The organism is Myxococcus sp. CA039A (assembly GCF_013336645.1).
Lineage (GTDB): Bacteria > Myxococcota > Myxococcia > Myxococcales > Myxococcaceae > Myxococcus > Myxococcus llanfairpwllgwyngyllgogerychwyrndrobwllllantysiliogogogochensis.
The window spans coordinates 18,111-44,942 of record NZ_JABUMQ010000043.1 but is presented as its reverse complement, the minus strand read 5'-3'; the positions used below and the strand labels follow the sequence as shown (position 1 = coordinate 44,942).

At 70.0% G+C, this 26,832-nt stretch carries 26 protein-coding genes and 1 riboswitch; of the genes, 10 read left to right on the top strand and 16 right to left on the bottom strand.

Going from position 1 to position 26,832, the window contains the following annotated elements:
- A partial coding sequence (locus HR086_RS10010) for a hypothetical protein (protein ID WP_217441741.1) occupies positions 1–971 on the top strand: 971 nt, incomplete at its 5' end.
- 12 nt (positions 972–983) lie between these two features.
- On the opposite strand, the gene HR086_RS10005 is transcribed toward HR086_RS10010, so the two are convergent.
- The 10 genes from HR086_RS10005 to hisG all read right to left on the bottom strand — a co-directional run bounded on the left by HR086_RS10005 (position 984) and on the right by hisG (position 9,017).
- On the bottom strand, positions 984–1,529 hold the full coding sequence (locus HR086_RS10005; protein ID WP_246137656.1) for a DofB protein: 546 nt from the start codon (positions 1,527–1,529) through the stop codon (positions 984–986).
- 180 nt (positions 1,530–1,709) lie between these two features.
- Positions 1,710–2,339, bottom strand: coding sequence for a bifunctional phosphoribosyl-AMP cyclohydrolase/phosphoribosyl-ATP diphosphatase HisIE (hisIE, locus tag HR086_RS10000; protein ID WP_174462559.1), 630 nt, complete (start codon positions 2,337–2,339; stop codon positions 1,710–1,712).
- The gene (hisN, locus tag HR086_RS09995) at positions 2,339–3,118 is read right to left on the bottom strand and encodes a histidinol-phosphatase (protein WP_174462447.1); all 780 of its coding nucleotides are present in this window, start codon (positions 3,116–3,118) and stop codon (positions 2,339–2,341) included. Before hisN ends, hisIE begins: the two co-directional genes overlap by 1 nt.
- Positions 3,119–3,215: 97 nt before the next feature.
- Positions 3,216–3,980: an imidazole glycerol phosphate synthase subunit HisF gene (gene hisF / locus HR086_RS09990; protein ID WP_368773779.1), complete on the bottom strand. Its 765-nt coding sequence runs from the start codon at positions 3,978–3,980 to the stop codon at positions 3,216–3,218.
- On the bottom strand, positions 3,977–4,513 hold the full coding sequence (locus HR086_RS09985; protein WP_174465463.1) for an imidazoleglycerol-phosphate dehydratase: 537 nt from the start codon (positions 4,511–4,513) through the stop codon (positions 3,977–3,979). The genes hisF and HR086_RS09985 overlap by 4 nt, the downstream gene beginning before the upstream one ends.
- Positions 4,510–5,226, bottom strand: coding sequence for a HisA/HisF-related TIM barrel protein (locus HR086_RS09980; RefSeq protein ID WP_174465462.1), 717 nt, complete (start codon positions 5,224–5,226; stop codon positions 4,510–4,512). The genes HR086_RS09985 and HR086_RS09980 overlap by 4 nt, the downstream gene beginning before the upstream one ends.
- Entirely contained in the window at positions 5,223–5,816 is a 594-nt protein-coding gene (hisH, locus tag HR086_RS09975; protein WP_174465461.1) for an imidazole glycerol phosphate synthase subunit HisH, read from the bottom strand. Before hisH ends, HR086_RS09980 begins: the two co-directional genes overlap by 4 nt.
- Positions 5,813–6,853: a histidinol-phosphate transaminase gene (locus tag HR086_RS09970; protein WP_174462450.1), complete on the bottom strand. Its 1,041-nt coding sequence runs from the start codon at positions 6,851–6,853 to the stop codon at positions 5,813–5,815. The genes hisH and HR086_RS09970 overlap by 4 nt, the downstream gene beginning before the upstream one ends.
- On the bottom strand, positions 6,850–8,157 hold the full coding sequence (gene hisD / locus HR086_RS09965) for a histidinol dehydrogenase (RefSeq protein WP_174465460.1): 1,308 nt from the start codon (positions 8,155–8,157) through the stop codon (positions 6,850–6,852). Before hisD ends, HR086_RS09970 begins: the two co-directional genes overlap by 4 nt.
- Entirely contained in the window at positions 8,157–9,017 is an 861-nt protein-coding gene (hisG, locus tag HR086_RS09960) for an ATP phosphoribosyltransferase (RefSeq protein ID WP_141647382.1), read from the bottom strand. The genes hisD and hisG overlap by 1 nt, the downstream gene beginning before the upstream one ends.
- A 311-nt stretch (positions 9,018–9,328) precedes the next feature.
- Here hisG and thiO point away from each other — a divergent pair, with 311 nt between their 5' ends.
- From thiO to moaA, 3 genes are all read left to right on the top strand, one after another.
- Positions 9,329–10,447, top strand: coding sequence for a glycine oxidase ThiO (gene thiO, locus HR086_RS09955; RefSeq protein WP_174462452.1), 1,119 nt, complete (start codon positions 9,329–9,331; stop codon positions 10,445–10,447).
- A 166-nt stretch (positions 10,448–10,613) separates the two neighbouring features.
- Positions 10,614–11,855 carry an HD domain-containing phosphohydrolase gene (locus HR086_RS09950; protein WP_174456735.1) on the top strand — a complete coding sequence of 414 codons (1,242 nt, stop codon included), beginning with the start codon at positions 10,614–10,616 and terminating at the stop codon, positions 11,853–11,855.
- A 65-nt stretch (positions 11,856–11,920) separates the two neighbouring features.
- On the top strand, positions 11,921–12,934 hold the full coding sequence (gene moaA, locus HR086_RS09945) for a GTP 3',8-cyclase MoaA (RefSeq protein ID WP_141647379.1): 1,014 nt from the start codon (positions 11,921–11,923) through the stop codon (positions 12,932–12,934).
- A 286-nt stretch (positions 12,935–13,220) separates the two neighbouring features.
- Here the strand turns inward: moaA and HR086_RS09940 are convergent, their stop codons facing one another.
- Entirely contained in the window at positions 13,221–13,610 is a 390-nt protein-coding gene (locus HR086_RS09940; RefSeq protein WP_141647378.1) for a DUF4870 domain-containing protein, read from the bottom strand.
- A 140-nt stretch (positions 13,611–13,750) separates the two neighbouring features.
- On the bottom strand, positions 13,751–15,625 hold the full coding sequence (gene thiC / locus HR086_RS09935; RefSeq protein WP_141647377.1) for a phosphomethylpyrimidine synthase ThiC: 1,875 nt from the start codon (positions 15,623–15,625) through the stop codon (positions 13,751–13,753).
- A gap of 45 nt (positions 15,626–15,670) precedes the next feature.
- Positions 15,671–15,781: riboswitch (TPP riboswitch) on the bottom strand.
- Positions 15,782–16,003: 222 nt separating this feature from the next.
- Here thiC and HR086_RS09930 point away from each other — a divergent pair.
- The 6 genes from HR086_RS09930 (at position 16,004) to HR086_RS09905 (ending at position 22,343) form a co-directional block, all read left to right on the top strand.
- Positions 16,004–16,435 carry a CBS domain-containing protein gene (locus HR086_RS09930; protein WP_174456737.1) on the top strand — a complete coding sequence of 144 codons (432 nt, stop codon included), beginning with the start codon at positions 16,004–16,006 and terminating at the stop codon, positions 16,433–16,435.
- 25 nt (positions 16,436–16,460) lie between these two features.
- Positions 16,461–17,873 carry an SLC13 family permease gene (locus HR086_RS09925; protein ID WP_174465459.1) on the top strand — a complete coding sequence of 471 codons (1,413 nt, stop codon included), beginning with the start codon at positions 16,461–16,463 and terminating at the stop codon, positions 17,871–17,873.
- 119 nt (positions 17,874–17,992) lie between these two features.
- The gene (locus tag HR086_RS09920) at positions 17,993–18,514 is read left to right on the top strand and encodes an OsmC family protein (RefSeq protein WP_174465458.1); all 522 of its coding nucleotides are present in this window, start codon (positions 17,993–17,995) and stop codon (positions 18,512–18,514) included.
- A gap of 20 nt (positions 18,515–18,534) precedes the next feature.
- Positions 18,535–19,956, top strand: coding sequence for a sigma-54 dependent transcriptional regulator (locus HR086_RS09915; protein WP_174456740.1), 1,422 nt, complete (start codon positions 18,535–18,537; stop codon positions 19,954–19,956).
- Between the two features lie 105 nt (positions 19,957–20,061).
- On the top strand, positions 20,062–20,451 hold the full coding sequence (locus tag HR086_RS09910; RefSeq protein WP_174465468.1) for a BlaI/MecI/CopY family transcriptional regulator: 390 nt from the start codon (positions 20,062–20,064) through the stop codon (positions 20,449–20,451).
- On the top strand, positions 20,451–22,343 hold the full coding sequence (locus tag HR086_RS09905; RefSeq protein ID WP_174465467.1) for a M56 family metallopeptidase: 1,893 nt from the start codon (positions 20,451–20,453) through the stop codon (positions 22,341–22,343). The genes HR086_RS09910 and HR086_RS09905 overlap by 1 nt, the downstream gene beginning before the upstream one ends.
- Before the next feature lie 36 nt (positions 22,344–22,379).
- On the opposite strand, the gene HR086_RS09900 is transcribed toward HR086_RS09905, so the two are convergent.
- The 4 genes from HR086_RS09900 to HR086_RS09885 form a co-directional block, all read right to left on the bottom strand.
- Positions 22,380–23,486 carry a sensor histidine kinase gene (locus HR086_RS09900; protein ID WP_141646155.1) on the bottom strand — a complete coding sequence of 369 codons (1,107 nt, stop codon included), beginning with the start codon at positions 23,484–23,486 and terminating at the stop codon, positions 22,380–22,382.
- Positions 23,483–24,196: a response regulator gene (locus tag HR086_RS09895; protein ID WP_141646154.1), complete on the bottom strand. Its 714-nt coding sequence runs from the start codon at positions 24,194–24,196 to the stop codon at positions 23,483–23,485. Before HR086_RS09895 ends, HR086_RS09900 begins: the two co-directional genes overlap by 4 nt.
- Positions 24,171–25,364, bottom strand: a complete 1,194-nt coding sequence (locus HR086_RS09890) for a sensor histidine kinase (RefSeq protein ID WP_174456743.1) — start codon at positions 25,362–25,364, stop codon at positions 24,171–24,173. Before HR086_RS09890 ends, HR086_RS09895 begins: the two co-directional genes overlap by 26 nt.
- A gap of 202 nt (positions 25,365–25,566) precedes the next feature.
- Positions 25,567–26,751, bottom strand: coding sequence for an SRPBCC family protein (locus HR086_RS09885; protein WP_246137534.1), 1,185 nt, complete (start codon positions 26,749–26,751; stop codon positions 25,567–25,569).
- Positions 26,752–26,832 lie beyond the last annotated feature (81 nt).

Sequence of the window (26,832 nt, the reverse complement as noted above, 5' to 3'; positions counted from 1 at the left end):
CTCCTGAGTGCCGCGCGGTGGAACGGGCCCTGGACGCCACCCTGCGCGCCCCCGACGAGCCCACCGTCGTGGCCGAGGCCCGCAAGCGGCTGGACGCCTGTGACAAGCCGCCCCCGCGCGCCTGTGAGCTGGGCGGAGCGCTTTCCGCCCGAGCCCCCTTCACCCAGGGGGCGGACACCCCCATGCGGGGGCTGCTCGCCGCCCTCTGCGAGCGCTGTCCCTCCAGGGTCAACGCCTGCGCGCAGACCGTGGCCCGTGCGCTGCTGGACACCGCCGTCGGTCAAGCGCCGAACATCCCCGAGCTCCAGTGGAGCTTGGAGCACGCGGGCCCAGGCACCCCGGCGGCCTGTGATTCCATCGTCCGACTGGGGCTCGCCCCCGCCGCCCAGGCCTCCGTCGAACTTCCCCCCACCGTGCGCACGCTCCTGGATGGACTGGTGTCCCGCTGCGCGAGCGCGGACCTGCTGCCGCTGTCCGTGCTGCGCGCGGCCGCCGCCCAGCAAGGCGCCCGGGCCCCGGCGCTGCTCACGGCGGCCAGCGCGAAGCCGGTGGAGACCGCGCCGGTGAAGCCGGATCAGCTCCTGGGGGCCCAGCCCGCGTTCCAGGCGTTCGATGGAGACCTCCTCACGGGAGTCCCGGTGAGCAACGCGAGGCGGGGCACGCGCTGGTCGGCGGACGGAGCGCTGCGAGCGGGCTACGCGCCCACGCTCAAGCACCTGGTGGGGTTCCGTGTCCGGGCGCAAGGCCCGGGCTCCCTGCGAGCCATCGTCCGCACGCCGAAGGGCGTGGGCTTGAATGATCCAGAGGGAGGCTTCTCGTTCGTCAATCCCACCGTGTGCCAGTTTCGTGGCACGGGCGAGTGGGAGACCTGCAACCCCGCCGCGCCCCTGGTCGAGGTGGACGCGGTCAGCGTGTTCCCCGAGAGCGCGGACGGCAAGCTCCTGGAGCTGGAGATCCTCGGCGCGCGCTGAGCGCCGACGGCGTCAGGCGACCAGGCCACGGTCCTTTGCGAGCTGGAAGATGGGCGCCGCGTCCTTCTTCAGGACGGCGCTGACGTCCTTGACGATGGACTCGCCCGACTTCGCGACCGAGAGGAAGTTGTCGAAGGTCCGGGTGAGGATGAGCACGCCGGAGATGATGACGCGCTGGAGGTTGTGTTGCAGGTCCGTGCCCTCGTAGATGAGCCACGCCTGCTCGACACACGTCTTCCTCGCATCCACGAGGAAGTTGTTGAGGATGGTGCGCTCGTTCGCGTCGGGAACCTTGGACTTCGGGCTCACGGAACCAATGTAGATGAGACGCGAGTTGAGCCGCGTCGAGGCCTCCTCCATCTGAGCCAGCATCGCCGCGACGTCCTCCTTGGTCGGAGGATTCTGCCAGCGGGAGAAGATGACTCGGTCGATGAGCTCTGCCTTGTACGTGGTGGGGCCGTTCACGATGCCTCCGGTGAGGCGGACGGTTTCGATGCCAAGAAGCGCCCGGCCGGCGTTCTCCACAGCGCCGCGCGTCTGGATGTGTAGCAGGAACACTCCTTTCGTTGAAGAGAGTCACTGCTGCACGCGATCACTCCACCGTCGCAATCCTGCTGTCCGTATGCAGCCGTGACGGACAAATCCATCCGGGTCGACGCTGACACGGCCTGAAAACGGGGTTTGATACGTGGAATGCCCTGATAGCCCTGTGTCCTGCTCACGCGAGGTGAGCCTCGCTCATCCAGCATTGCCGGGAAGTTTTGGCTTCGCGGCACGACGTGCGAGCACGGCCTTCACGTCTTCCAGGGAGAGCCCGAGCGGCCTCACCGCGACGAGGAGGTGGTAGAGGAGGTCGGCTGCCTCCTCGGCGGCGCGTCCGGCGTCCGCATCCGCGCAGGCCGTCACCAGCTCCGCGGCCTCCTCGCCCAGTTTCTTGAGACGCAGGTTGCGGTCCGCGAGCAGGCGGCGCGTGTAGCTGGGTTTTTCGCCCGGGGCATCGGGTCGGGTCGCGCGCTCGGCGAGGGTGGCATCCAGCGCGGCCAGCGCGTCTCCCCCTCCGGGACCGAAGCACGTGGTCTCGCCGGTGTGACAGGCCGGCCCGGCTTTCTCGACGCGGGCGAGGACCGCGTCACCGTCGCAGTCCGCGCGCAGGGACACCACCTGCTGCGTGTTCCCGCTGGTGGCGCCCTTGTGCCAGAGGCCACGCGAGCGCGAACGGTAGTGCATCTGCCCCGTGGCGAGGGTGCGCTCCAGTGCCTCGCGGTCCGCGTGCGCCACCATCAACACATCACCGGTGCGCGCGTCTTGAGTCACCACCGTCACCATGCCACCGCCCTTGGTGAAGTCGAGTCGGTCCAGGTCCAGAATCACGTGGCCTCCGTCGCGCCCAGGCGCTCACGGGTGAGTGTGGCCAGGGCCGCGTTGGTGGCGATGCCGTTGCCACCGAAGGAGGTCCGCCGCCCGGTCCAGTCGGTGAAGACGCCTCCGGCTTCTTCGATGATGGGTTGGAGCGCGGCGGCATCCCAGGGCGAGAGCAGCTCGTCCACCATGACCTCCGCTCGGCCCGTGGCCACCAGCAGGTAGCCGTAGCAATCGCCCCAGGTGCGGGAGATGGCCGCGTCGAGGGTGAAGCGGCGCCAGGCTTCTCCGCGCTCGGGATGCTGACGGAAGCGCTCGTCCGTGGAGAGCACCACCGCGCGAGACAGGTCCGCCTGCTCGGACACTCGCGCGCGCTTGTCGTTCCAGAAACAACCTTCCCCTGGCGCAGCCACCAGCAGCTCGCTCACGGCGGGGAAGTACGCGGCGCCCACGAGGATGCGCTCCCCTTCCGCCAGTGCCACCAGGGTCCCCCATAGAGGTACGCCCCGGATGAAGGTCTTTGTTCCATCGATGGGGTCCAGGATCCATCGGCGCCGCGCGCCCGGCCGTGTCTCTCCGAACTCTTCCCCGAGGATGCCGTCGTCCGGAAAACGTGCTTCCAGCCATTCGCGTGCGGTCTGCTCCGCCGTGCGGTCCGCCACCGTGACGGGCGTCCCGTCGCTCTTGGTATCCACTGCGATACCACCGCGGAAGTAGCCCAGCGCCACGTCCCCGGCCTTGCGCGCGACTTCGGCCGCCGCCTGCATCAAGCCCTGTGCACTCGTCATGTCGTGCTCCGGATGGGAAGGCCGCTGAAGGCGCTCGGCGCCACGTCTCCCGAATTGCGTGCGACTTCAGCCGCCCGCATCAAGCCCTGTGCGCTCGTCATGTCGTGCTCCGGATGGGAAGGCCGCTCGCTCGGAGCAGCGATTTGATGGCCCCTACCGTGGTGAGCCCATCGTGAAGGATGCCCGCAACGAGCGCCGCGTCCGCGCCGCCACGCGTGAGTCCGTCCCGCACGTGCTCCGCGTTACCCGCCCCTCCGGATGCGATGACGGGCACGTCCACCGCGTCCGCCACCGCGCGCGTCAGCTCCAGGTCGTAGCCCGAGCGGGCACCGTCCTGGTCGATGCTGGTGAGGAGCACTTCACCCGCACCTCGCGCCACACACTCACGCGCCCAGGCCACCGCCTCCAGCTCCGTGGGCTTGCGCCCACCATGCGTGTGGACACGCCAGCGCGAACCCTCTTTCCGAGCGTCGATGCTCGCCACCACGCACTGCGCTCCGAATCGCTCCGCGCACTCCGTGAGCACCTCCGGCCGGGCCACCGCCGCCGAGTTGATGCTCACCTTGTCCGCGCCAGACCGAAGCGCACGGCCCACGTCCTCCACCGTGCGGACGCCTCCCCCGACCGTCAACGGGATGAACAGTCGCTCCGCCGTGCGCCGCACCAAATCCCAGAGCGTGTCACGCTCCTCGGCGCTCGCGGAGATGTCGAGGAACGTCACCTCGTCCGCGCCCTCTTGCTCATAGCGCAGGGCCAACTCCACCGGGTCTCCCACGTCGCGGAGACCCTCGAAGCGAACGCCCTTCACCACCCGGCCGCCCTTCACGTCCAGACAGACGATGAGCCGTCGCGTCAGCATCAGAGCACCTCCAGGGCCACGGAGCCCTTCATGCTGAACACGGTGCCGGAGTCCACCATCGCATCCCGCAGCGCGAGCCCCAGCGCCTTGAACGCCGCCTCGGTGACGTGGTGACTGTCCTTCCCTCGCAGCACCCGCAGGTGCAGCGTCACCTTCGCGTGCTCGCAGAACGAGCGCATCCAGTGCTCGTAGAGCCGATTCTTCAACGGCCCCTGGTAGAAGAACCGTCCGCCCGCATCGAGGCACGCCTGCACCAGCGCGTCATCCATGGGCACCGTGCGCTCCGCGAAGCGGGCCGCTGTCGCCGGAACCACCCGCTGCACCGCCGTCCCCAACGTAATCGCCACGTCCTCCATCAGGTGGTGCGTGAGGTCGCCACGAGCGTGCAACTTCAAGTCGAGCCCCGCGTAGCGCGCGAAGGTGGAGAGCATGTGGTCGAAGAACTTGAGCCCCGTGTCCACCTGCGTGCTCCCCCGGCCCACCGACAGCTCCACGCGGATCCGCGTCTCCTTCGTCTCTCGAGTGACAGTGGTCATTTCGCGAACTCCAGCGCGACGTCGCGCGCATCCAGCCGCCCCGTGTACAGCGCCATCCCAATGACCGCCCCGTACGCGCCCACCGAGGCCAGCGCCCTCAAGTCTTCCAGCGTCGTCACGCCGCCCGACGCGTAGAGCCGGTGACGGCTGCGAACCACCACCTCGCGCATCAGCGACAGGTCGACGCCCTCGAGTTGCCCCTCCTTGTGGACCGCGGTCACCAGCAGGCCACCGAGCGGCAACGGCTCCAGCGCCGCGAGCACATCGCCCACCGTCATGCCACTGCCCGCCGTCCAGCCTCGCGTCACCACCTCGCGGCCTCGCACGTCCGCCGCAACCACCACGCGGCCTGGATGGCGGCTCGCGACGTCGGCCAACCACGCCGCGTCCTCGATGGCCCGAGTCCCCACCACCACGGCCGAGGCCCCCCCTTCCAGCAGCGCCTCCACCCGCTCCAGCTCTCGCACACCCCCGCCCACGGTGAACGTGAGCCCCGGCTCGTGCGCGGTAAGTCGCGCCACGGCCTCGGCATTGGAACCCCGGCCCAGCGCCGCATCCAGGTCGACCACATGGAAGGCCCTGAAGCCGTAGGCGCGCCAGCGCAGTAGCGCCTCCAGCGGATCCTTCACCCGCACCCGCTCGTCTTCATACGAACCTCCAACGAGCTGCACGCACGCGCCTTCGCGCAGATCGATGGCGGGAATCGCCCTCATGACGCCACCTCCCGCAAGAAGGTCCGCACGAAGGCGACACCCGAAGACGAAGACTTCTCGGGATGGAACTGCACGCCCACCACCCGGCCGCGTCGAACCACCGCGGGGAAGCGGTCTTCCTCGTGCGTCGTCCACCCCGTCACGACCGACGCGTCCTCCACGCGGCAGACGAAGCTGTGCGCGTAGTACGCGGTGTCCAGCTTCGCTCCCGACAACGTGCGGTCGCCCTCCACCTGGTTCCAGCCAATCTGCGGCACGCGTCGCGATGTCAGTCGCGTCACCCGTCCGGAGAAATAGCCCAGGCCCGCGCCCTCTCCCTCGTCGCTCGAATCGAACAGCAACTGCATGCCCAGGCAGATGCCCAGGCAGGGCAGGCCCTTCTCCAATGCCGAGCGCATCGCATCCCGCCCGGGCGCCAGTCGCGCCGCCGCCGAGCCAAAGGCGCCAACTCCGGGCAGCACGAGCACATCCGTATCCACCGCACGCGCCGGGCTCTCCTCCACGCGAACGTCGACGCCCTCCTCCGTGGCCAGGGCCTTGGTCAGCGAGTGCAGATTGCCAGCGCCGTAGTCGAACAGGGTGACTCTCATCGCAAGGACTCCAGCAGCGCCACAAGCGCCGCCTCCAGCAAGGGCCACGGTCCACTGCCGATTCGGAGCGCATCCCCGACCCCGGTCAGTCCCTGGAACGCCCTCACGTTCACGTCACGCTCCCGCATCCGCTCCGCCACCCCAGGCGCTCCGGGCAGCGGCACCATCAGGAAGTTGCCCTCGGACGGCAGCGGCTTCAGCCCCTGCGCCACCAGCGCGCCCCGCAGGCGCTCCCTGTTCTCCACCGCCTCCTCCACCCGAGCACGCACCCAACCCGCGTCCTCGCGCAGCACGGCCACGGCCATCGCTTCCGCGAGCGTCGTCAGCTTGTACGGCCCCCGTGCCTTCTCGACCTCCGCCACGAGCTTTGGGTGGCCCACGGCCCACCCCACGCGCATCCCCGCGAGCCCGAAGGCCTTCGAGAACGTGCGCGTCACCAGCACGTTCGAGCACGTGCGCGCCAGGTCCAGGAAGCCAGGCCCGCGCGCGAAGTCGGCATACGCCTCGTCGATGATGACCAGCCCCGGCGCACGCTCCACCACCCGCTCCACCGCCGCGCGCGACAGCACCGTGCCCGTGGGGTTGTTCGGTGAGCACAGGTAGATGACCTTCGCCCCCGTGGACACCAGCCACTCGGGCTCCACGTCGAAGTCCGCGCGCAGGGGCACCGCCGCCGTCCGCAGTCCGTTCACCTGCGCGAACAGCGGCATCATCACGAACGTCGGGTCTTGAAACACGAGCAACTCACCCGGCTCCAAGAACGCTCGCAGCGCGCTGTCGAGGACGTCATCGGAGCCGCAGCCCGTCGTCACGCACTCGGCTGTCACGCCAAGCTGCTCGGCCAACACGCCGCGCAGGTCGGGCGCATAGCTTCGGGGATAGCGCGAGAGCGACTCCAGGGAGGACTCGCGCAGCACTCGCTCCGCGGCGGGAGGCACCCCGAAGAGGTTGGTGTTGTCGCTCAGGTCCACGCGACAGGGTCGCTTCGCGGGCGAATACAACGGGATGTCCCGATAGGATGCACGCGTGGGAATCATTCGGCCCTCCAGGCCCGCGCGGCGTCCGCGTGCGCGAAGAGGCCCTCACTGTCCGCAAGCAGTCCCACGTCGTCCGCCAATGCCTGGGACGCCGCGCGCTCCACGCGCTGGTAGGTGGTCCATCGGTAGAAGTCGAGCAGGTTGAGTCCTGAGTAGGCCCTCGCCAGCCCCGCCGTGGGCAGCACGTGGTTGGAGCCCGTCATGTAGTCGCCGTAGGCCACCGAGGAGCGCTCCCCGAGGAAGACGGTGCCCGCGTTGCGCACTCGCGCCAGGTCCGCCGAAGGCGCGGCGGTGGCGAGCAGCAGGTGCTCCGGCGCGAAGTCCGCGACGAAGGGCCACGCCTCCTCCAGCGACGCCACACTCAACACCGCGCCACGTGAGCGCAGTGCGGCGGCGACAATCTCCTCGCGCTTCGCACCCAGTGACAGGCGCCGCACCTGCTCCGCGATGGCCTCCGCCACCCCCTCGCCTCGCGCCACCGTCACGCAGGCCGCATCCGGGTCGTGCTCCGCCTGCGCCAGCATCTCCCGCGCCACCGCGTCCGGACTCGCCGTCTCGTCCGCGATGACGAGGATTTCACTCGGCCCCGCCGGTGCTTCGATGGCCACCGCCCCCACCACCTGGAGCTTCGCCTCCGCCACGTAGGCATTGCCCGGCCCGACGATGCGGTCCACCCGGGGAACACTCTCCGTGCCGTACGCCATCGCCGCCACCGCGCCCGCTCCGCCCAGCGCGAAGACCCGGTCCGCGCCCGCCAGCACCGCCGCCGCCAACACGCTCGCGTGTGGCAGACCGTCCGGCCCCGGAGGCGAGCAGACGATGACCTCGCCCACCCCCGCGACCTTCGCCGGCACCACCCCCATCAACACGCTGCTCGGATACACCGCCCGGCCTCCCGGTGCGTACACTCCGACGCGGCCCAGGGGGTCCGGCCTCCGGCCCACCAGCACACCAGGCTCCGTCTCCACTTCCACCGCGCGAGGCCGCTGCGCCTCGTGCGCCCGCGCGATGTTGCGCGCCGCGCGTCCCAGGGCCCGCGCCACCGACGGGTCCAATGATTCGAGCGCCTGCTCACAACGCGCGCGGGGGACCTCCAGTGCGGACAACTCCGCGCGGTCGAACTGGCGCGCCATCTCGAAGAGCGCCCAGTCCCCATCCAGCCGGACCCGGGCGATGAGCTCCCGCACCCGGGCGGAGATGCGCGCGTCCACATCCCCGCCTCGCTGCAACAATCGGAGCCGGTCCTCGCGGGACAGGCTGGCCAGCGGTCCGCGATAGCGGAGGAACGAAGGAAGCGGCGTCATCACGCCACCAGCCTTTCGATGCGCGTGACGAGGATGCCCTCGCAGCCCAGGGCCTTCAGGGCGTTGACGGTGCGGTAGATGGTCTTCGCCGCCACCACCGCGTGCACCGCGACGAACGTCCCTCCGTCCAGCACATCCACCACCGTGGGGCCATTGAGTCCGGGCAGCACCTCGCGAACCCCCGCGAGCGAGTCCCTGGGGACATTGGCCATGAGGTAGCGCTTGCCCCGCGCCGCCAGCACCGAGCCCAGCGCCAGCTTCAGTTCGTCCAGCCGCTTGCGCGCCTCCGGGACGTTCGTCTTGCTCGACACCAGTCGGGCGCTGGACTCCAGCACCGTGGCCACCTCGCGCAGGCCGTTCATCTTCAGCGTGGAGCCCGTGGACGTCAGGTCCACCACGATGTCCGCGATGCCCAGGTGCGGAGCAATCTCCGCCGCGCCCGAGACGGGAACCACGGTGATGCTCTGCCCTCGCCGCGCGAAGTAGTCCTGCGTCAACCGGGGGAAACACGACGCCACCCGCATGCCGTCTCGCACGTCGTTGGAGTGGGTGATGCCGCTCTCCTCGCGCGCCGCCACGACGAGCCGGCACTTGCCGAACTCCAGGTCCATCAGGTGCTCGAGCTCCCGCCCCGCCTCGCTCACGAGATCCCATCCCGTGACACCCGCATGCGCCGCGCCGTCCGCGACGAACTCCGGGATGTCCTGGGCGCGCACGAAGATGGCCTCGAACTCGCCGCCGAGCGACGCGGTGAGTGCGCGCTCTCCTCTGCCGCGCACCTCCAGGCCCGCATCGTTGAAAAGTTCACGAACCTCTTCGGAAAGGCGGCCTTTGTTGGGAAGAGCGATCTTCAGCAACATGGGTAGACCTGCTGGGGGCTGCGGGGGAAACGAAGGCCGCGCGGAAACGAAAAAGGCCCGTCCTGGGGAGGACGGGCCTTCATTCGCTGCGGCAGGTGCCGGGAGGGTGGTGCGTCTAGTGGCTCACCCAGGCATGCGCGTGGCGAACGGTCCCGTCGGGGCCGAGCCGATGATGCGCATGATGGGGATGCACGGAAGAGAAACGCACGGCCCCATCAGTAATGGCAAAGGCCCCCGCCGTCAACCCGACCTCTGGGCTCCCTGTCCAAGTCGCTTGCAAACCCTCGACGGGGCGAGCAGGAAAGAAGTCCATGCGAGTTTCGGACGTCATCATCGTGGGTGGGGGAATCATGGGCTGCGGCATCGCGCTGCGGCTGCGGCAGGCCGGCGCGCGCGTCACCGTCCTGGAGCGCTCCATCCCCGGCGCGGAGGCCAGCAGCGCCGCCGCCGGCATGCTCGCTCCACAGATGGAGTCCGACGGCCCCGGCCCCTTCCTCGAGCTGTGCCTGAAGAGCCGCGCCCTCTATCCCGCCTTCGCCGACGAGCTGCGCGAGCTGTCCGGCGTGGACATCGCCTACCGCCCCAGCGGCGTCCTCAAGGTCGCCTTCAGCGAAGCGGCGGTGCAGCACGTGGAAGCCACCGTGCTGTGGCAGCGCGGCATGGGCCTGCGCGCGGACGTGCTCGACGGTGCCCAGGCCCGCGCATTGGAGCCGCGCCTCTCCTCGAAAGCCGTGGCCGCCGCCCACTTCCCGGATGACCACCAGGTGGACAACCGGCTCCTCGTCCGCGCGCTGACGATGGCCGCCGCGCGCGTGGGCGCCGAATTCCGAAGCGGCTACGTGCGCGGCATCGTCCACGAAGCGGGCCGCGCGGTGGGCGTGGACCTGGATGGCGAGGTGCTGCGCGCGGACGCGGTGGTGCTCGCCGCCGGCTCCTGGTCCTCGCTCGTCCAGGGCGCGGGCGTGGAGGCGAAGGCGGTGCGCCCCGCGCGTGGGCAGATGATTCAGCTCCAGACGCGCCTTCCCCTGCTCCAGCGGATCCTCACGTCGGAGAAGGGCTACGTCGTCCCCCGCGCGGACGGCCGCGTCATCGCCGGCAGCACAATGGAGCTGGTGGGCTTCGACAAGCAGGTGACCGCGGCGGGCCTGGCCCGCATCCTCGACATGGCCCTGGAGCTGTGCCCGGAGCTCGGGTCCGCCCCCATCACCGAGACGTGGGCCGGCTTCCGCCCCTGGACGGAGGACAAGCGGCCCTACCTCGGAGAGGGCCCCACCCCGGGCCTCTTCCTCGCCACCGGACACTTCCGCAACGGCATCCTCCTGGCCCCCATCACCGCGAAGCTCGTGGCCGAGGCCGTCCTCGGAGAGCGGACCACCCTGGACCTCGCGCCTTTCCGCCATGACCGCGCGAGTACGAGGGTCCAGGCCTGAAGGCTCGACTTCCTCCCAGGGCCCGTCCACGCCTGCCCGGCCGCCCTCCCTCCCAGGGTCGTCTTCCGGACCAGCGCACTGGACTGTCAACCTGCAAGTGGAGGAAGGTGGTAATTTCCCTGACTCATTCGCCATTGAAACCCGGAAACCTTTAGAATCTCCCGCCGTGGAAGCCATCCCCCCTGCCCCACCCCGAATCCTCATCGTCGACGATGACGACTCTGTCCGAGACGTCATCTCCGTCCTCCTGCGTGAAGAGGGCTACAACTGCGTCGTCGCGAGCGGCGCCGAGATGGCGCTGGACGTGGCTGGCGAGGAGGACACCCCGCTCGTCATCAGCGACATGAAGATGCCGGGCAAGGACGGCCTCTGGCTGTTGGAGAACCTGCGAGAGCGACTGCCGGACACGTCCGTCATCATGCTCACCGGCTATGGCGACACGGAGTCCGCGGTGGACTGCCTGCGCCGGGGCGCGGTGGACTACCTGCTCAAGCCACCGAAGCTCACCGACCTCATCCGAGCCATCGAGCGTGCGCTCGCCAAGCGCCGCATCGAGATGGCCCGCAAGCGCTACCAGAAGAAGCTGGAGCGCAAGGTGCGAGACCGCACCGCGGAGCTGCGCAGCGCGCTGCACAACATCGCCAACACCTACCAGAACACGCTCCTGGCGCTGGTGGCCGCGCTGGACGCGCGCGAGCACGAGACGAGCGACCACTCGCAGCGCGTGGTCAGCTACACGTCCGCCATCGCCGGCCGGATGAGCATCTCCGGCAAGGACCTGGAGGAGATTGGCCGCGGCGCGCTCCTGCACGACATCGGCAAGATTGGCGTGCCGGACGCGGTGCTGCTCAAGCCGGGCAAGCTCACGCCGGACGAGTGGCTGGAGATGCGCAAGCATCCGGAGATTGGCTTCCAGATGATCCAGGCCATCCCGTTCCTCTCCACGCCCTCCGCCATCGTCCTGTCGCACCAGGAGCGCTGGGACGGCGCGGGCTACCCGCGCGGCCTCCAGCGGCAGGAGATCCACATCGGCGCGCGCATCTTCGCCGTGGCGGACACGCTGGACGCGATGACGAGCGACCGGCCGTACCGCAAGGGCACCTCGTTCGCGAACGCCATCCAGGAGATCCGCCGCTGCGCCAACACCCAGTTCGACCCGGAAGTCGTCCGGGCGTTCCTGGACATCGGCGAAGAGGGTCTCATCCGCATCAAGGAGGAGATGGCGCTGCGGAAGCTCAATCTTCCCGTGGCCGAGCAGGAGGCGAACGAGGCCGAGGCGGAGCTGGCGCGTCTGACGGACCTGGACGATGACCTGGAGCCCGCGCCGGTCGCCCCGCGTGCCGCCCCGAGCGAGCCCGTCGAAGTGAAGGTGCCGATCATCCGGTCGGCCACGGGCAGCGAGGGCTGAGCCCCTCACGCTGGGGGGATTGAGATGAACGTCCCCCTGGCGGCTGTTATGAGGTCAGGCCGCCCGTGACGACGCCCGCACTCCAGACGGATCCGCTCGCCCCTCCCCTGCTGGATGCGCAGGGGCGCCGCATGACGTACCTGCGGCTGAGCATCACGGACCGCTGCAACTTCCGCTGCACGTACTGCTCTCCCGCGTCCTGGGGCGGCAAGAAAGACCTGCTGAACGCGGAGGAGCTGGGACGCATCGCCGGCATCTTCGCCGCGCTGGGCATCCGCCGCGTGCGCCTCACCGGGGGCGAGCCGCTCATCCGTCCGGACATCCTGGAAATCGCCCGGCGCATCGCCAGCATCCCAGGCGTGCGGCACCTGGCCATCACCACCAACGCCAGCCACCTGGAGGCCCTCGCGGCCCCGTTGCGCGAGGCCGGTGTCGACCAGCTCAACCTCAGCCTGGACACGCTGTCCCCGGAGACGTTCCGCCGCATCTCCAAGCAGGGGGACTTCGACGCCATCCTCCGGGGCATCGACGCGGCGGCGGCCTCCCACTACGCCTCGCTCAAACTCAACGTCGTGGTGATGCGGGGCGTGAACGACGGCGAGGCCCGCGCGCTGGTGGAGTACGCGCACGCGCGCGGCATCACCCCGCGCTTCATCGAGCTGATGCCCTTTGGCCAGGGCGTTCCGGTGCCCACCGCCGAGCTGATGGACCGGCTGCGCGGCGAGGGCCTGGACCTCTCCGCCGAGCCCGAGGAGACAGGCGCCGCCGCCGACTCCGTCACCTCCGGTCCCGCGCGCTACTGGAAGGCGCCAGGTGGCCGCGTGGGCTTCATCTCGCCGCTGACCCAGAACTTCTGCGGCGGGTGCAACCGCGTGCGCGTGGCCTCGAATGGCGACTTGCGCAGCTGCCTGGGCGGCCGCGCACAGGCGCCGCTGCATCAGCTCATCCGGGGTGGGGCCACGGACGTGGAGCTGGCACGGGCCATCCGCGCTGCCCTGGGCGACAAGCCCGAGGGCCACCGCTTCACCGAGCCCGGCAACGGCGCCACGCTGCTGTCCATGATGGGCATTGGCGGCTGAAGGCCCGCACGGGCGCCATGCTGCTGTCCATGATGGGCATCGGCGACTGAAGGCCCGCCCCACCGGCGCCACGCGGCTGTCCATGATGGGCATCGGCGGCTGAAGGCCCGCACCGGCGCCACGATGCTGCCCCCGAGGGGCCGAGACCGCGCTGCCGCGTCGCGAGGATGCACCCGAGTGCTGGCGCTCGCGCGTCCCCTGAAAAGACGACGGGCGGGCCCGCGCGCTCGCGCCTGGCCCGCCCGAGTGGCCGCGGGCTCCCCGAAGGGAGCCGCCGCCGTGCCGACTACTTCACCAGCCGGATGGCGAACGGGTACCGGTACAGCTGCCCCTCGTTCGCCTTCAGCCCGCCGATGATGCCGAACACCAGCGCCAGGATGCCGACGATGGGCAGCAACACCAGGCCGATGCCGATACACGACGTGGCGACGCCGACGAGGCCGGCGATGAAGAGGGTGATCTGGAAGTTCAGCGACTCCACCGAGTGCTCGCGAACAAAGGACGACTCCTTGCCCTTGGTCAGCATCAGCACCAGCGGAACCGCGAAGCCCAGGCCCACGAAGTTGGCCAGGATGGTTCCCATGTGGGCGATGAGCCCCATCGTCTTCTCATCCTGGGTCGGCATCGGCGTGCCGGTGATGTACGAACCCACTTGCTCCCGCGGCGGAGTCTCCATGAAGTATCCCCTCCAGATAATCGAGGGCGCGTGCACCGCGCCCATGCCTGCCTAACATGACATGCACCCACTCTCATTGTCACGTCTCGGACAGGTGATGTAGCAGGTCGTTTGACGCCCTCGATTCCTGGCTTCGTGGCTCAGCGATACAACTCGCTGCCTGCCTTCCGGAATTCCTCACTCTTCTGTTCCATCCCCGAGTCGAGCGCGGTGGCGTCGGTGACGCCCAGCTTCTCCGCGTAGTCGCGAACATCCTGGGTGATTTTCATGGAGCAGAACTGGGGCCCGCACATGGAGCAGAAGTGGGCGACCTTGGCGCCGTCGGCGGGCAGCGTCTCGTCGTGGAAGGCGCGGGCGCGCTCGGGGTCCAGGGAGAGGTTGAACTGGTCCTCCCAGCGGAACTCGAAGCGGGCCTTGGAGAGCGCGTTGTCGCGAGCCTGAGCGCCCGGATGCCCCTTGGCCAGGTCGGCGGCGTGCGCGGCGATCTTGTACGTGATGACGCCTTCCTTCACGTCGTCGCGGTCCGGCAGCCCCAGGTGCTCCTTCGGCGTCACGTAGCAGAGCATCGCGGTGCCGAACCAACCAATCATCGCCGCGCCAATGCCGCTGGTGAAGTGGTCATACCCCGGCGCGATATCCGTGGTGAGGGGCCCCAGCGTGTAGAACGGCGCCTCGCCGCACACCGCCAGCTGCTTCGTCATGTTCTCCTGGATGAGGTGCATGGGCACGTGGCCCGGGCCTTCGATCATCGTCTGCACGTCGTGCTTCCAGGCGATCTTCGTCAGCTCGCCCAGCGTCTCCAGCTCGCCGAACTGCGCCGCGTCGTTCGCGTCGGCGATGGAGCCCGGCCGCAGCCCGTCACCCAGACTGAAGCTGACGTCGTACGCCTTCATGATCTCGCAGATCTCCTCGAAGTGCGTGTAGAGGAAGTTCTCCTGGTGGTGGGCCAGGCACCACTTCGCGAGGATGGAGCCGCCCCGGCTGACGATGCCCGTCAGTCGCTTCGCGGTGAGCGGCACGTAGCGCAGCAGCACGCCGGCGTGGATGGTGAAGTAGTCCACGCCCTGCTCGGCCTGCTCGATGAGCGTGTCGCGGTAGATCTCCCACGTGAGGTCCTCCGCCTTGCCGCCCACCTTCTCCAGCGCCTGATAGATGGGCACCGTGCCGATGGGCACCGGCGCGTTGCGGAGGATCCACTCGCGCGTCTCGTGGATGTTCCGGCCCGTGGACAGGTCCATCACCGTGTCCGCGCCCCAGCGGATGGACCAGACCATCTTCTCCACCTCCTCCTCGATGGAGGACGAGACGGCGGAGTTGCCGATGTTGGCGTTGATCTTCACCAGGAAGTTGCGGCCGATGATCATCGGCTCCAGCTCCGGGTGATTGATGTTCGCGGGGATGATGGCGCGGCCCCGGGCAATCTCGTCGCGCACGAACTCCGGGGTGATGACGCGGGGGATGGACGCGCCCCACGAGTGGCCCGGGTGCTGCGCGGACAGCGACGCGTCCATGCGCAGGTTCTCTCGCAGCGCCACGTACTCCATCTCCGGGGTGATGATGCCGCGCCGGGCGTAGTGCAACTGGGTGACGTTGACGCCCTGGCGTGCCACGCGGGGCTTGCGGCGATGGCCGAAGCGCAGCCCCGCGAGCCTCGGGTCCGCCTCGCGCTCCTTGCCGTAGTCGGAGGTGATTCCCGCCAGCTCCTCCGTGTCATCGCGACGCAGCACCCAGGCCTCGCGCGTGGCGGGCAGGCCCTGGCGCAGGTCGATTCGCGCCTCCGGGTCCGTGTACGGACCGCTGGAGTCATAGACGAGCACGGGGGGATTCGACGTCACCCGGGCATCCGCGCCCGGTCCGTGCCGCGTGGGGGTTTGACTGATTTCCCGCACGGGGACTCGCAAGTCGGGGTGCAGCTCCCCACTCACGAACACCTTGCGCGAGGCTGGCAGGGGGCCCTGGCTGATGCCTTCGAGCACCTTGCCATCGACCTTGAGGCTTCTGGACGCTCCGCTCATCTCTCTCTCCTCGAGGACGGGCGGGAAGGCAGACGGAAGCCCCCAGGGGGTTCCGGGCCGCTTCCCTCCGCCGGTATGACCCGGTTCAGGTTCCAAGGGTTGGCCGCGCCACGCGGCCGTCTCAGCCCCTTACGAGGGGCACCCCTAGCGACTGGGTGAGCATCTAGCGCACGCCGGGACCGGCTTCAACCTGCCCGGTGGCCAGGGCTGGAAGCGCTCCAGTCAACACCGCTCGCGCAAGGAATGCGGGGCACCACACGAACGCGCAAACCTTGCGTGTACAGGGCACCGAAATCGCCGTAGCCCGAGGGAATCCGGGCTGGCCCCTTCCATGCAACGGCCCCCGGGAGTTCCACCTATCTACCGGGAGAGCGCCACATGCAGATCGTCGGAGAGCTGATGACGCGCGAGGTGGTCGCGCTCAAGGAGACCCAGAACCTGGGCAAGGCGGAGGAGCTGCTGCGCCTGCACCGCATCCGGCACCTCCCCGTCGTCCGACAGGGAAAGCTCGTGGGCCTCATCACCCACCGAGACCTGCTGAGGGCCGCGGCCACGCACGCGACGGACCCCGCCGCGCAGCCGCTGTGGGCCGCCGACATCATGACCCGGGACGTGACGACGGTGACGCCCGAGGCGTCGCTGCGCGATGCCGTGGTGCTGATGTTGCGCAACAAGTTCGGCTGCCTTCCCGTCGTCGGGCAGGACGGCGCGCTGCTCGGCATCGTCACCGAGGCGGACCTGGTGCGCTACGCGCAGCACCTCATCGAGGACAAGGACCGCCGCGAGCTGGCGAGGGAATTCAACGCGTAGGTCCCTCCTCCCCGCGTCCCTTGCAATGACCTCCCCACTCGCCTCGACACACGCAGACGCCGAGGCCCTGTCGACCAGCCTTCCCGAGGCCACCGTCGCGCCGTCGTCACGGCGTCGCTGGACCCGGCCCGTGCTCGCGCTGGTGGGCCTGGTCGCGGTGGCCGGGCTCGCGGGCTTCGGCGTGGACGGCGAGGTGGCATCGCGCACGGTGCTGGTGGCGGGCGTGTGCCTGGTGCTGTGGCTCACGGAGCTGGTGCCGCCCTTCGTGCCCACCCTGCTCCTGCTGGGCACCACGCCGGTGGTGCTCGGTCCGCTGGGGCCGGAGTACCGGCTGTCCTCCGTGCTCACCTGGGGCGTGGACCCGGTGCTCATCCTGTTCCTGGGTGGCTTCACGCTGGAAGTCGCGGCCATGCGCCACGGCCTCGACTCGGCGGTGGCGCGGCACGTCGTGCGCCTGTCGCGAGGCCGGCCCCGCCTCCTGCTGCTCCTCGTCATGGGCGGCGTGGCCTTCCTCTCCATGTGGATGTCCAACGTGGCCGCAGCGGCGATGATGCTCGCCGCGCTCAGGCCCGTGCTGCTCGCCTCACCTCCGGGCACGCCGCTGCGGCCCGCCCTGCTCGCGGGAGTCGCGTTGGGCGCAAACCTGGGCGGCATGGCGACGCCCGTGGGCAGCGGCCCCAATGCCCTCGCGGTGTCCGCCGCGAGCGCTCATGCGCACGTCACCTTCGCGGGCTGGATGGCGTTCGCCCTGCCCCTCACGGTGTTGATGCTGCTGCTCGGCTTCGGCCTGGTGCTCCTGCGCTTCCGCATGGGAGGTGCGCTGACCTTGCCCGCACAGCCCGCCCGCACACTCGATGCCTCCGGCCGACGCGTGCTCGCGGTGAGCGCCGCCTGCGTGGTCGCCTGGCTGTCGGAGCCGCTCCACGGAGTGCCCGCACCGGTCGTCGCCCTGGGCGCCACCGCGCTGCTGTTCGGCACCGGGCTTCTCAAACGCGAGGACCTGGGACGCCTGGACTGGTCCACCCTCCTGCTCATCGCCGGTGGGCTGGCGCTGGGAAAACTCCTGGAGCAGTCGGGCCTGGTGGCCCACGCGCTCGATGGCGCCCGGCTGGAGGCGTGGCCGCGCGAGGCGAGACTGGGGGCGCTGGTCATCGTCGCCGCGAGCCTGTCCGCGCTGATGAGCAACACCGGCACCGCCGCGCTGCTGATGCCCCTGGCCCTGAGCGTGGAACCCTCCGCGTCCACGCCCATCCTCGTCGCCATGGGGTGCTCGTTCGGCATCCCCTTCGCCATCAGCACCCCGCCCAACGCGATGGCCGCGGGCGAGGGGCTCGACACCTCCGAGCTGTTGAAACTGGGGCTTCCCCTCATGGTGGCCGGTTGTCTGCTGGTCAGCTGGACGGGCCCCCTGGTGCTACGTCTCTTTGGCCTGCCATGAGTTACCCTCGTCCGCCCGTCCGGGACTTCAGGGCGAATCCCCGGTCCACCATGAAGCACCTTCGCGGCACACGGGTTGTAAGGGCAATGCCGGAACAGGGCCCGGCGGAAGGAGCGCCCATGACGTCCGTGACCGTCACTGAGTACGAAACGCGTCTGTATTGGCAGGGCGAGCGAGGTGCCGTCCTGACGAGCGACCGTGCGCCGCCCGTCCCCATCGGCTTGCCACTCGTCGAGCAGGGCACAGCGGACGATGGACGCTGGGCGCCGGAGACCTTGCTGGTGGGCGCGGTGGAGGGGCGCACGCTGCTGGCCTTCCTGGAGCGCGCACGCGAGGCGGACGTGACTGTCCTCTTCTACCAGAGCTGCGCGGTGGCCCGCGTGGTGAGCGGCCCCGGCCAGCCACCCCACCTCACCGACCTCATCGTCCGTCCCCACGTGGCCGTGGCCACCGACCTGGACGCGGAGGTGGTGCGCCTCATCTTCTCCGAGCTGCCCGCCCACTGCTTCCCCAGCTCGGTCATCCAGATCGCGCCGCGCATCGAAGCGGTGGTGGAGACGTGGCACGCCCGCGCCGCCAGCCCCCGTGCGAAACCCGACGCCTCCCACTCGAAGCCCATCCCGGTCCTCACCCTTCCCTGACACCTCGAGCCCCCCCTTCCATGTCCGCACAGCGCATCCTGGTCGTCGACGATGAGGACAATGCCCGCAGAGCCATCGCCACCATCCTGAACGAGGAGGGCTACGACGTGGCCGAGGCCGCCGACGGCGCGGAGGCCCTGGCGCGCGTGTCGGACTTCTCCCCCGCCGTGGTGCTCACCGACGTGCGCATGCCCCGGATGGACGGCCTCACCCTGCTGCGCGCCGCGCGCGAGCAGGGCAGCGACGCGACGTTCGTCATGATGACGGCCTTCGCCAGCGTGGAGATGGCCGTGGAGGCGATGAAGTCCGGCGCGGACAACTTCCTGCTCAAGCCGCTGGACGCCGACCAGGTGCTCGTCATCCTGTCCAAGGCCCTGGAGAAGCGCAGCTTGCGCCGCGAGGCGGAGGCCCTGCGAGACCAGGTCCGCACGCGCGTGCGGCGCTTCCACGACATCATCGGCGAGTCCCCTCAGCTCCAGGGCATCTACGACGTCGTGCGCCGCGCGGCGAGCACCCGCGCCACGGTGCTCATCCTCGGCGAGTCCGGCACCGGCAAGGAGCTCATCGCCCAGGCGCTGCACCAGGAGTCGCCCCGCCGCGACAAGCCCTTCATCCGCGTCCACTGCGCGGCGCTGTCGGAGAACCTGCTGGAGAGCGAGCTGTTCGGCCACGAGAAGGGCTCCTTCACCGGCGCGCTCGCGCGCAAGGAAGGCCGCTTCGAGCTGGCCGACGGCGGCACCCTCTTCCTGGACGAAATCGGGGAGATCTCCCCCACGGTGCAGGTGAAGCTGCTGCGCGTGCTCCAGCAGCGCGAGCTGGAGCGCGTGGGCGGAACCCAGACGCTCAAGGTGGACGTGCGCATCGTCGCCGCGACACACCGGGACCTCGCCGCGGAGGTGAAGGCGGGCCGCTTCCGCGAGGACCTCTACTACCGGCTCAACGTGGTGAGCGTGACGCTGCCGCCGCTCAGGGAGCGCAAGAGCGACATCCCCGCGCTGGTGAACCACTTCCTGGAGAAGTACGGCGAGGCCTACGGCAAGCACGTGCGCGGCCTGGCACCGGGCACGCTCCAGGCGCTGCTCGCGCACGACTGGCCGGGCAACATCCGAGAGCTGGAGAACGCCATCGAGCGCTCCGTGGTCCTCACCCAGGGCCAGGAGCTGGCGACGGACGACCTGCCGCCCGTGCTGCGCGGCCCCCGTCCCACCGGCACGAGCCAGGGCGCGCTCATCCCCGGCGCCACGCTCGCGGCCATCGAACGCGAGGCCATCCTCCGCACCCTGGAGATGGTGCAGGGCTCCACGTCGCGCGCCGCGGAGGTGCTCGGCATCAGCGTGCGGAAGATTCAGTACCGCCTCAAGGAGTACGGAGCCCAGGCCGACGGCGCGCCCCCGAAGCCCGACGCCGACGAGCTCCCCGGAGACCTCGCCGCCGAGTCCTGACGCGAAGCCGGACACCGACGCGCGGGCGACGCGGTGTTCCATGACGGGCATCTACGACGTCCGTCGTTGACAGTTACGACGTACGTCGTAATACTTTCGCGAATGATGCCCGTTCCACCGCAGCCGACGCGCGCCGAGCTGGCCATCCTCCGTGTCCTCTGGCAATTGGGGCCCAGCACCGTACGTCGGGTGCATGAGTCGCTCCGGGACACGCAGGACAAGGACACCGGCTACACCACGGTCCTCAAGCTCCTCCAGAACATGACGGAGAAGGGGCTCGTCCAGCGCGATGAGAGCGAGCGCACCCATGTCTACGAAGCGGCCCTGAGCCAGAAGCGCACGCAGCGCGACTTGCTGCGGGACTTGATGGACCGGGCCTTCGGCGGCTCCGCGTCCAGCGTGGTGGCCCAGGCGCTTTCGATGAAGCAGGCCTCCGCGGAGGAGCTGGCGGAGATCCGGAAGCTGCTCGACGAGCACGAGAGGCGGGGGAAGTGATGGACGTGCTGGACTCGCTGGAACAAGCCCTGCTCGCCTTCGCCTGGCAGGGCGCGGCGGTGGCGCTGGTGGTCGCGGGGTTGCTGGCCCTGATGTCGCGCCGCTCGGCGCGGGGCCGCTATGTCGTCGCCTGTCTGGGCCTGCTGACCATGGCGCTGCTTCCGCTCGGCACGTTCCTGGGCGCGCTGTGGGGGACGTCGGTCCCCGTGACTCCGACGTCGGGCGGCCTGTCCGCGGAGATGCTCCTGTCGGCGACGCTGCCCCCGGGCACCTCGCTGGTGGACGTGGCGTCTCCGGCGACGGTGGCGGCCAGCACCTCCTGGCTGGAGCTTGTGCGCCCGTGGCTGCTCCCGGCCTGGTGCTGCGGCGTGCTGCTGCTGTCGGCGCGGATGCTCATCTCCTGGTACGCGGCCCAGCGGCTGTCCCGACTGCACACCCAGGAGCCCGCCGCCGCCTGGCGTGAGGCGCTGGCCCAGGCGCTCACGCGGCTGAGCCTGACGCGCCCCGTCCGACTGCTGGCGTCCGCCCGCGTCGACGTGCCCCAGGTCATCGGCCTGTGGCGCCCCCTCATCCTCGTCCCCGCGGGCGCCATCGCCGGCCTGACACCCGCGCAGTTGGAGGCGGTGCTCGCGCATGAGCTCGCGCACATCCAGCGACACGACTACCTGGTCAACCTGCTCCAGGCCCTGGTGGAGACCTTCCTGTTCTACCACCCCGCCGTCTGGTGGCTGTCCCACCGCATTCGCGAGGAGCGCGAGCACTGCGCGGATGACCTCGCCGTGCAGTCCTGCGGAGACGCGTTCCTCTATGCGCGCGCCCTCGCGCTCATCGAACAGCTCCGCGCGCCGCCGTCCGCCCTGCTCGCGCTCGGCGCGGATGGGGGGTCGCTGCTCGCGCGCATCCGCCGGCTCCTGGCCGTGCCGGAGCCCCGTGCCCCGCGCAGGTCCTGGCGGCTGGTCAGCGGACTGGGTGGCGCCGCGCTCGCCGTTGCCCTGGGCACCTCCCAGGTCCCCCTGCCTGCGATGGCCGTTCCGCCCACCTCCAACACCGCCTCCGCCGACGCCTCGCCCGTCTCGAATCACGAGCGCGCCTTCGAGATCGAGGAGCCCCGGGTCCACCGGCCCCTCGTCGCGCCCACGCCGCGAGTCATCCCGGCCAACCTCACCTCCACCGTGAGTCGTCCGGTCCGCGCGGCGGCCAAGGCCCCGACGAAGAAGGCCCGCGAGCCCAGCCCGCGTCCGCTGCTCATCCCGGACACGGAGGGGATTGTCCGCACGGAGCTGTCCCGAACGCCGTATCCGCTCGACGCGGAGCCGGCCGCCCCCGCCGTCGCCATCGACAGCGTGCCTGTCGCCCCTGTCCAGGTGGCGGAAGCGACGCCGGAAGTCGCGAAGCCCACCCCGACGCCTCCGCCGCCCTCCACCAGGCCCATGCCCGAGCAGGATGGCGTCTTCACGCTCGGCCCTGGCATCACCCCTCCCCGCTTCCTGACGGGGCGCAGGCTGCACTTCGCGGACCTCACCCAGAACATACGCTCGCGCGTGAACGCCGTCCCCAAGGGCGCGGTGGTCACCCGCTGCACCATCACCGCCGAGGGCACCGTCACCGACTGCAAGTCCCTCCAGAGCCTCTCCGGCCTGGAAGACGGCATCATCCGGACGCTGACCACGTGGCGCTACGAGCCCGCGACGCTGGATGGCAAGCCCGTGCCCGTGCACTACGAGTTCGACGTCTGGTTCACCAACGAGCCCGGCGGAGGCATGGACGAGCGTCGTCAGGTCGCCAGCGCGGACAAGCCGGGACAGCGCGCGGACGGCTCCAACCAGAGCGCCTGCATCCTCTGCGCGAGCGCCGCCTCCACCAGCCTCGTGACTCCGCCCGTCGGCCTCTGAGCGTCGACGGGCTTTCTCCCGGTGCGCGCGGGTCCGCTACCGCGCCACCGGCAAGCGCAGCAGGAAGCGAGCCCCACCTCCGGGCGCCGCGCCCACCTCCAGCGTCCCGCCGTGCTGCGTGACGATGGCGTGGACGATGGGCAGCCCCAGTCCCGAACCCTGGGCCTTGGTGGTGAAGAAGGGCTCGAAGATGCGATCCCTCATGGCCTCCGGGACGCCCGGGCCCGAGTCGTCCACGGTGATCCACACCCGCGCTTCGTCCGCGCCGACGGTCAGCGTCACCCGGCCTCCCGCGGGCGTGGACTCCAGCGCGTTGAGGCACAGGTTGATGAGCACCTGCCGCACCCGCTCCTCTTCTCCAGACAGCGCGGGCAACGGCGCCTCCGGCACACCGTGCGTCAGCGTCACCTTCCGCGTCTCGGCCTGACTGCTCAGCAGGTCCACCACGCGGCGCACCAGCACCTTCACGTCCACCGAGCCCGGGCGGAACTCCCGAGGACGGGCGAACTGGAGGAAGTCCTCCAGGATGTGGTCCAACCGGCGAATCTCGTCACGCACCAGCAGCAGGGGCTCCAGCAGCGTGCCCTGCTGTCCATCCGGCAGCCTGCGCACGCGCCGCTCCAACACGGACAACTGCAAGGCAGCGGCGTTGAGCGGGTTGCGAATCTCGTGGGACAGCCCCGCCGTCATCGTCCCCACGGCGGCCAGCTTCTCCGTCACCTGCGCGCGCCGGGCCAGCTCGCGCTTCTCCGCGTGCAGCCGCACCTGCCGCATCGCCTGCTCCAGCGTGAGGAGCAGCTCTCGCGGCGCGCACGGCTTCATCAGGTAGGCACACGCGCCCGCGCGCACCGCCGCCACGGCCGTCTCCAGCGTGGCGAAGCCCGTGAGCAGCACGACCTCCGAGTCCGGGGCTCCCGCCTTCAGCTCCGCCGCCAGCGCCGTCCCGTCACCATCCGGCAGGCGCAGGTCCACCAGCGCCACATCGAAGCCCTCGCGCGCCTTCTCCCGTGCGTCACGGCACGTCGACGCCGCGCGCACCGCATAGCCCGCGTCTCCCAGCAGCTCGTCGAGGTTGTCGAGGAACGCCGCGTTGTCGTCCACGACAAGGACTCGCGCGGGAGGTTGGGGAATGGGCTCGCTCATGGCGTGGCCCCGGGGCGCGCGGCGTACCTCGTCTCCAGCGCGCCGATGAGCGCCCCCGTGTCGAACGGCTTGGAGAAGACATCCACGCCCACGTCCAGTGGCGCCAGGTCCGGCCACGCCGTCATGACGAAGGTGGGCAGGCTCGGGTAGCGCGCCCGCAACCTCCGGAGCGTCTCTCCATCCGGCCCGCCCGGCATGCGCAGGTCCACCAGCGCCGCGAACGGCGTCGCGCACGAGAGCAGGTCCGCGTCCAGCACCGACGACACCGTCACGCAGGAGAAGCCGCGCGCGCGCAGCACCTCGGAGAGGTTGTCGCTCAGCGCCGGGTCGTCCTCCGCCACGACCACCAGGCCGTCGCGCCGCGCATTGGCCAGCAGGCCCATCAGCGTGGAGATGGGCACGGGCTTGGGCAGCACCGCGAGCAGTCCCTCGCGCCGAGCTGTCGCCAGATCGTCCTCGCGCGGATAGGCCGTCATCACGACGGCGGCGAGCCCCGGGTCCACGCGGCGGATGCGTCGCACCGCGTCCGCGCCGCTCATGCCGGGCATGCGCATGTCCGTCACCAGCGCATCGAAGCGCGTGGCGCCCACCTCGCGCAGGGCCTCGTCACCCGAGCTGACGACGGTGGCCTGGTGGCCCTCGTCCCGGAGAATCTCGGCCAGGTTCTCCGCCAGCGCCCGGTTGTCATCCAGCAGGAGGTAGCGTCGCATGGGGGCCCTCCTCGGGCGAGCTGGGGAGCTGCATCACGAAGCGCGCACCCGCTCCCGGGCGCGGCGCATAGGTGATGGTGCCACCGTGGCGCTCCAGGATGCGCCGGACCAGCGGAAGGCCCAGGCCGATGCCCCGGGCCTTCGTCGTCATCAGCGGCTCGAAGAGCCGTCCCCGGATGACCTCGCTGACCCCAGGGCCCGTGTCCTCCAGCACCAGCTCCACCTGGCCGGGCTCGCGCACGGCACCGACCAGCGACACGCCGCCCCCCGATTCCTCCAAGGCCTGCACGGCGTTCTCCAACAGGTTGACGAACACCTGACGCAGTTGCCCCGCGTCCCCGTGCACCGGTGGCAGCGAGACGAGTCCCTCCGTCTTGACGATGACACCCTCCGGACAGGCCACGGCCTTGAGGGCCTCCTGCCAGACCTCGTCCAGCCAGACCTCCTGGCGTTGCAGCGGTCGGTCGCGAATCATGTCCAGCAGGTCGGACACGATGTGGTTGGCGATGCCCACCTGCTCGCCAATGCGGTCCAGGTGCTTCGTCGTGCGCTCATCCACCACCGGACCCGCGCGGCTGCGCAGGATGTAGAGCGAGGTCTCGATGACGCCCAGCGGGTTGCGCAGCTCGTGGCCAATGGAGCCCACCAGCTGACCGAACGTCGCCAGTCGCTCGTTGCGCGCCTGCTGCGCCAGCAGGTCCTCGCGGTACGTGTGGAGCATGATGGCCAGCTCCAGGTCCAGGATGCGCCCCAGCGCCGCGCGGGCGCCGTGCAACGTCTCCGGCTGATTCAGGTACGCCGAGTCGATGATGGCGTTGAGTTCCTGGCGCAACACGTTCATCGCCCCGAACATGTAGTGCTGCGGCAGGGAGATTCGCACGTGCATGCGGCCGATGCGGCAGCGCAGCGCGAAGTAGGCCTCGTCCCACGGCCCCCGCAGGAGCTGGTCCATCCACACCTGCAACGTACCGCGCAGGTGGCCCACCTGGCTCTCGCCGCCCTCCAGCGCCCGACGCGCGCCCTCGTGCTCCAGGATGCGGTCGTAGAAGACGCGAGCGATGCGGGGGAAATGCGGATGCGCGATGGCATGGAGGCCGACGAGTGACTGCTCGTCCCGCGCTCCAAAGCCCACGTACCGCTTCAGCTCCTCGAACAAGGTTTCCGCCATGGTGTCGGGGCCCAGATTAACCGCTCGCCCCGCATCGGAGGAGGAACTCCGAAGCAAGCACCGAGCCAGCCACACGAGGGCATGGACGACCCGGGAGCGCGCAAGAAATGCGCACCCATCGACTCGGGGCCGAGGGTGCGCAAATCCTGCGCGAAGTTGTACGTGTGGGCGCCGAGGCGGCTCGCTCGCCGCTCCACCTGCGTCAGTGCATCAGCGACTCCCGCCCCCCGCGCCCGAGCGACAGCGACTCGCGCGTCACCGTCTCGCGCCCCGTGGCCTTGCCGCGCTCCAACAGGGACTTCAGGCGCAGCAGGTCATCGTCCATCTGCCGCTTGGGGTCCACGCCCAGCAGTCGCGCGAAGGCGTGGCCAATGGCGCCCGCGGGCGGGTTGTACGCGAGGCGGATGTCCACCCGCGTGCCCCCCTTTGGCGTGGGCTCGAAGTGGATGACGCCCGCGTTCTCCACCGAAGTCCCCTGCACGCTCTTCCACGCGAGCAGCTTGTTGGGCACGCGCTGGGTGACCACGGCCTGCCATTCGAAGTGCAGGCCCGCGGGGCCCTTCACCTTCCAGTGCGAGCGCCCGTCGGTGTCGACGCGAATCTCGTCCACGTGGGTCATGAAGCGCGGGAAGTTCTGCATCGCATCCCAGAAGGCGAAGACCTCCTCCACCGGCGCATTCACCGTGATGTCCTTGTGCAGGTTGATGGCACGAGCCCCCACGCCGATGCCGGTGAGCCGACGCAGCTCCAGGTTGCTGAGCGCGCGCAGCCCCAGCACCAGGCCTCCCGCGCCGAGCAACGCGCCCAGCACGCCTCCGCGTTGGATGGCCCCTGAAGCCAGGGACACGGCACCCAGCGCGCCGAAGAAACGCGCGGAGGGCGACCAGTGCGCCGAACCGAACGTCCGGGTGGGTCCCCGCCGTGCCACGCCGCCCTGCAGCTCGGACTGACGGCCCGACTCCGCGAAGGGCAACAGCCGGTTCTCCACGCCGCGCACGCCGCGCACGCGACCGATGAACGGAATGACGCGCTTGAACTCCTCGAGCAGGAGGGAGCCCTCCAGCGTCACCACGCCATCACGCGCGGCCACCTTCACGGATCCGGGATGCGAGCACACGCGGCCCAGCGCCGACCGGACGCGCTCGGCGAGCGTCACGTCATCCACCGTCTCCGAGCGGAACCGTCCGATGGACTCCAGGAACAAGCCCCGCGAGCGCTGGGTCAAATCGCGCTTCACGACCCCCGCCGCGCTTCCGGCCTCGTGGGCGGCATGCACCGCCCTGCCCTGCAGGTGGGACCTGCGCCAGCGACCACTGCGCGGGTCGGACCAGTACATCAACCCCACACCCAGCCCCAGACCTCCCAGACCCCAAAAGGCTGCCTTCATGTCGTGCCTCCTGTTCGGTTTTTGATGAGCCCCATCCGGGGAACGTGAAGGCGCTCTTGCCGCGGTGCAGCAGCCACGGGC

Coding starts and splice junctions, on each gene's coding strand:
- hisN (WP_174462447.1), bottom strand. CDS start 3,118: ATGACGAGTGCACAGGGCTTGATGCAGGCGGCGGCCGAAGTCGCGCGC.
- HR086_RS09985 (WP_174465463.1), bottom strand. CDS start 4,513: ATGACCACTGTCACTCGAGAGACGAAGGAGACGCGGATCCGCGTGGAG.
- HR086_RS09980 (WP_174465462.1), bottom strand. CDS start 5,226: ATGAGGGCGATTCCCGCCATCGATCTGCGCGAAGGCGCGTGCGTGCAG.
- hisH (WP_174465461.1), bottom strand. CDS start 5,816: ATGAGAGTCACCCTGTTCGACTACGGCGCTGGCAATCTGCACTCGCTG.
- HR086_RS09970 (WP_174462450.1), bottom strand. CDS start 6,853: ATGATTCCCACGCGTGCATCCTATCGGGACATCCCGTTGTATTCGCCC.
- hisD (WP_174465460.1), bottom strand. CDS start 8,157: ATGACGCCGCTTCCTTCGTTCCTCCGCTATCGCGGACCGCTGGCCAGC.
- hisG (WP_141647382.1), bottom strand. CDS start 9,017: ATGTTGCTGAAGATCGCTCTTCCCAACAAAGGCCGCCTTTCCGAAGAG.
- thiO (WP_174462452.1), top strand. CDS start 9,329: ATGCGAGTTTCGGACGTCATCATCGTGGGTGGGGGAATCATGGGCTGC.
- HR086_RS09940 (WP_141647378.1), bottom strand. CDS start 13,610: ATGGAGACTCCGCCGCGGGAGCAAGTGGGTTCGTACATCACCGGCACG.
- thiC (WP_141647377.1), bottom strand. CDS start 15,625: ATGAGCGGAGCGTCCAGAAGCCTCAAGGTCGATGGCAAGGTGCTCGAA.
- HR086_RS09930 (WP_174456737.1), top strand. CDS start 16,004: ATGCAGATCGTCGGAGAGCTGATGACGCGCGAGGTGGTCGCGCTCAAG.
- HR086_RS09925 (WP_174465459.1), top strand. CDS start 16,461: ATGACCTCCCCACTCGCCTCGACACACGCAGACGCCGAGGCCCTGTCG.
- HR086_RS09920 (WP_174465458.1), top strand. CDS start 17,993: ATGACGTCCGTGACCGTCACTGAGTACGAAACGCGTCTGTATTGGCAG.
- HR086_RS09915 (WP_174456740.1), top strand. CDS start 18,535: ATGTCCGCACAGCGCATCCTGGTCGTCGACGATGAGGACAATGCCCGC.
- HR086_RS09910 (WP_174465468.1), top strand. CDS start 20,062: ATGCCCGTTCCACCGCAGCCGACGCGCGCCGAGCTGGCCATCCTCCGT.
- HR086_RS09905 (WP_174465467.1), top strand. CDS start 20,451: ATGGACGTGCTGGACTCGCTGGAACAAGCCCTGCTCGCCTTCGCCTGG.
- HR086_RS09900 (WP_141646155.1), bottom strand. CDS start 23,486: ATGAGCGAGCCCATTCCCCAACCTCCCGCGCGAGTCCTTGTCGTGGAC.
- HR086_RS09895 (WP_141646154.1), bottom strand. CDS start 24,196: ATGCGACGCTACCTCCTGCTGGATGACAACCGGGCGCTGGCGGAGAAC.
- HR086_RS09890 (WP_174456743.1), bottom strand. CDS start 25,364: ATGGCGGAAACCTTGTTCGAGGAGCTGAAGCGGTACGTGGGCTTTGGA.
- HR086_RS09885 (WP_246137534.1), bottom strand. CDS start 26,751: ATGAAGGCAGCCTTTTGGGGTCTGGGAGGTCTGGGGCTGGGTGTGGGG.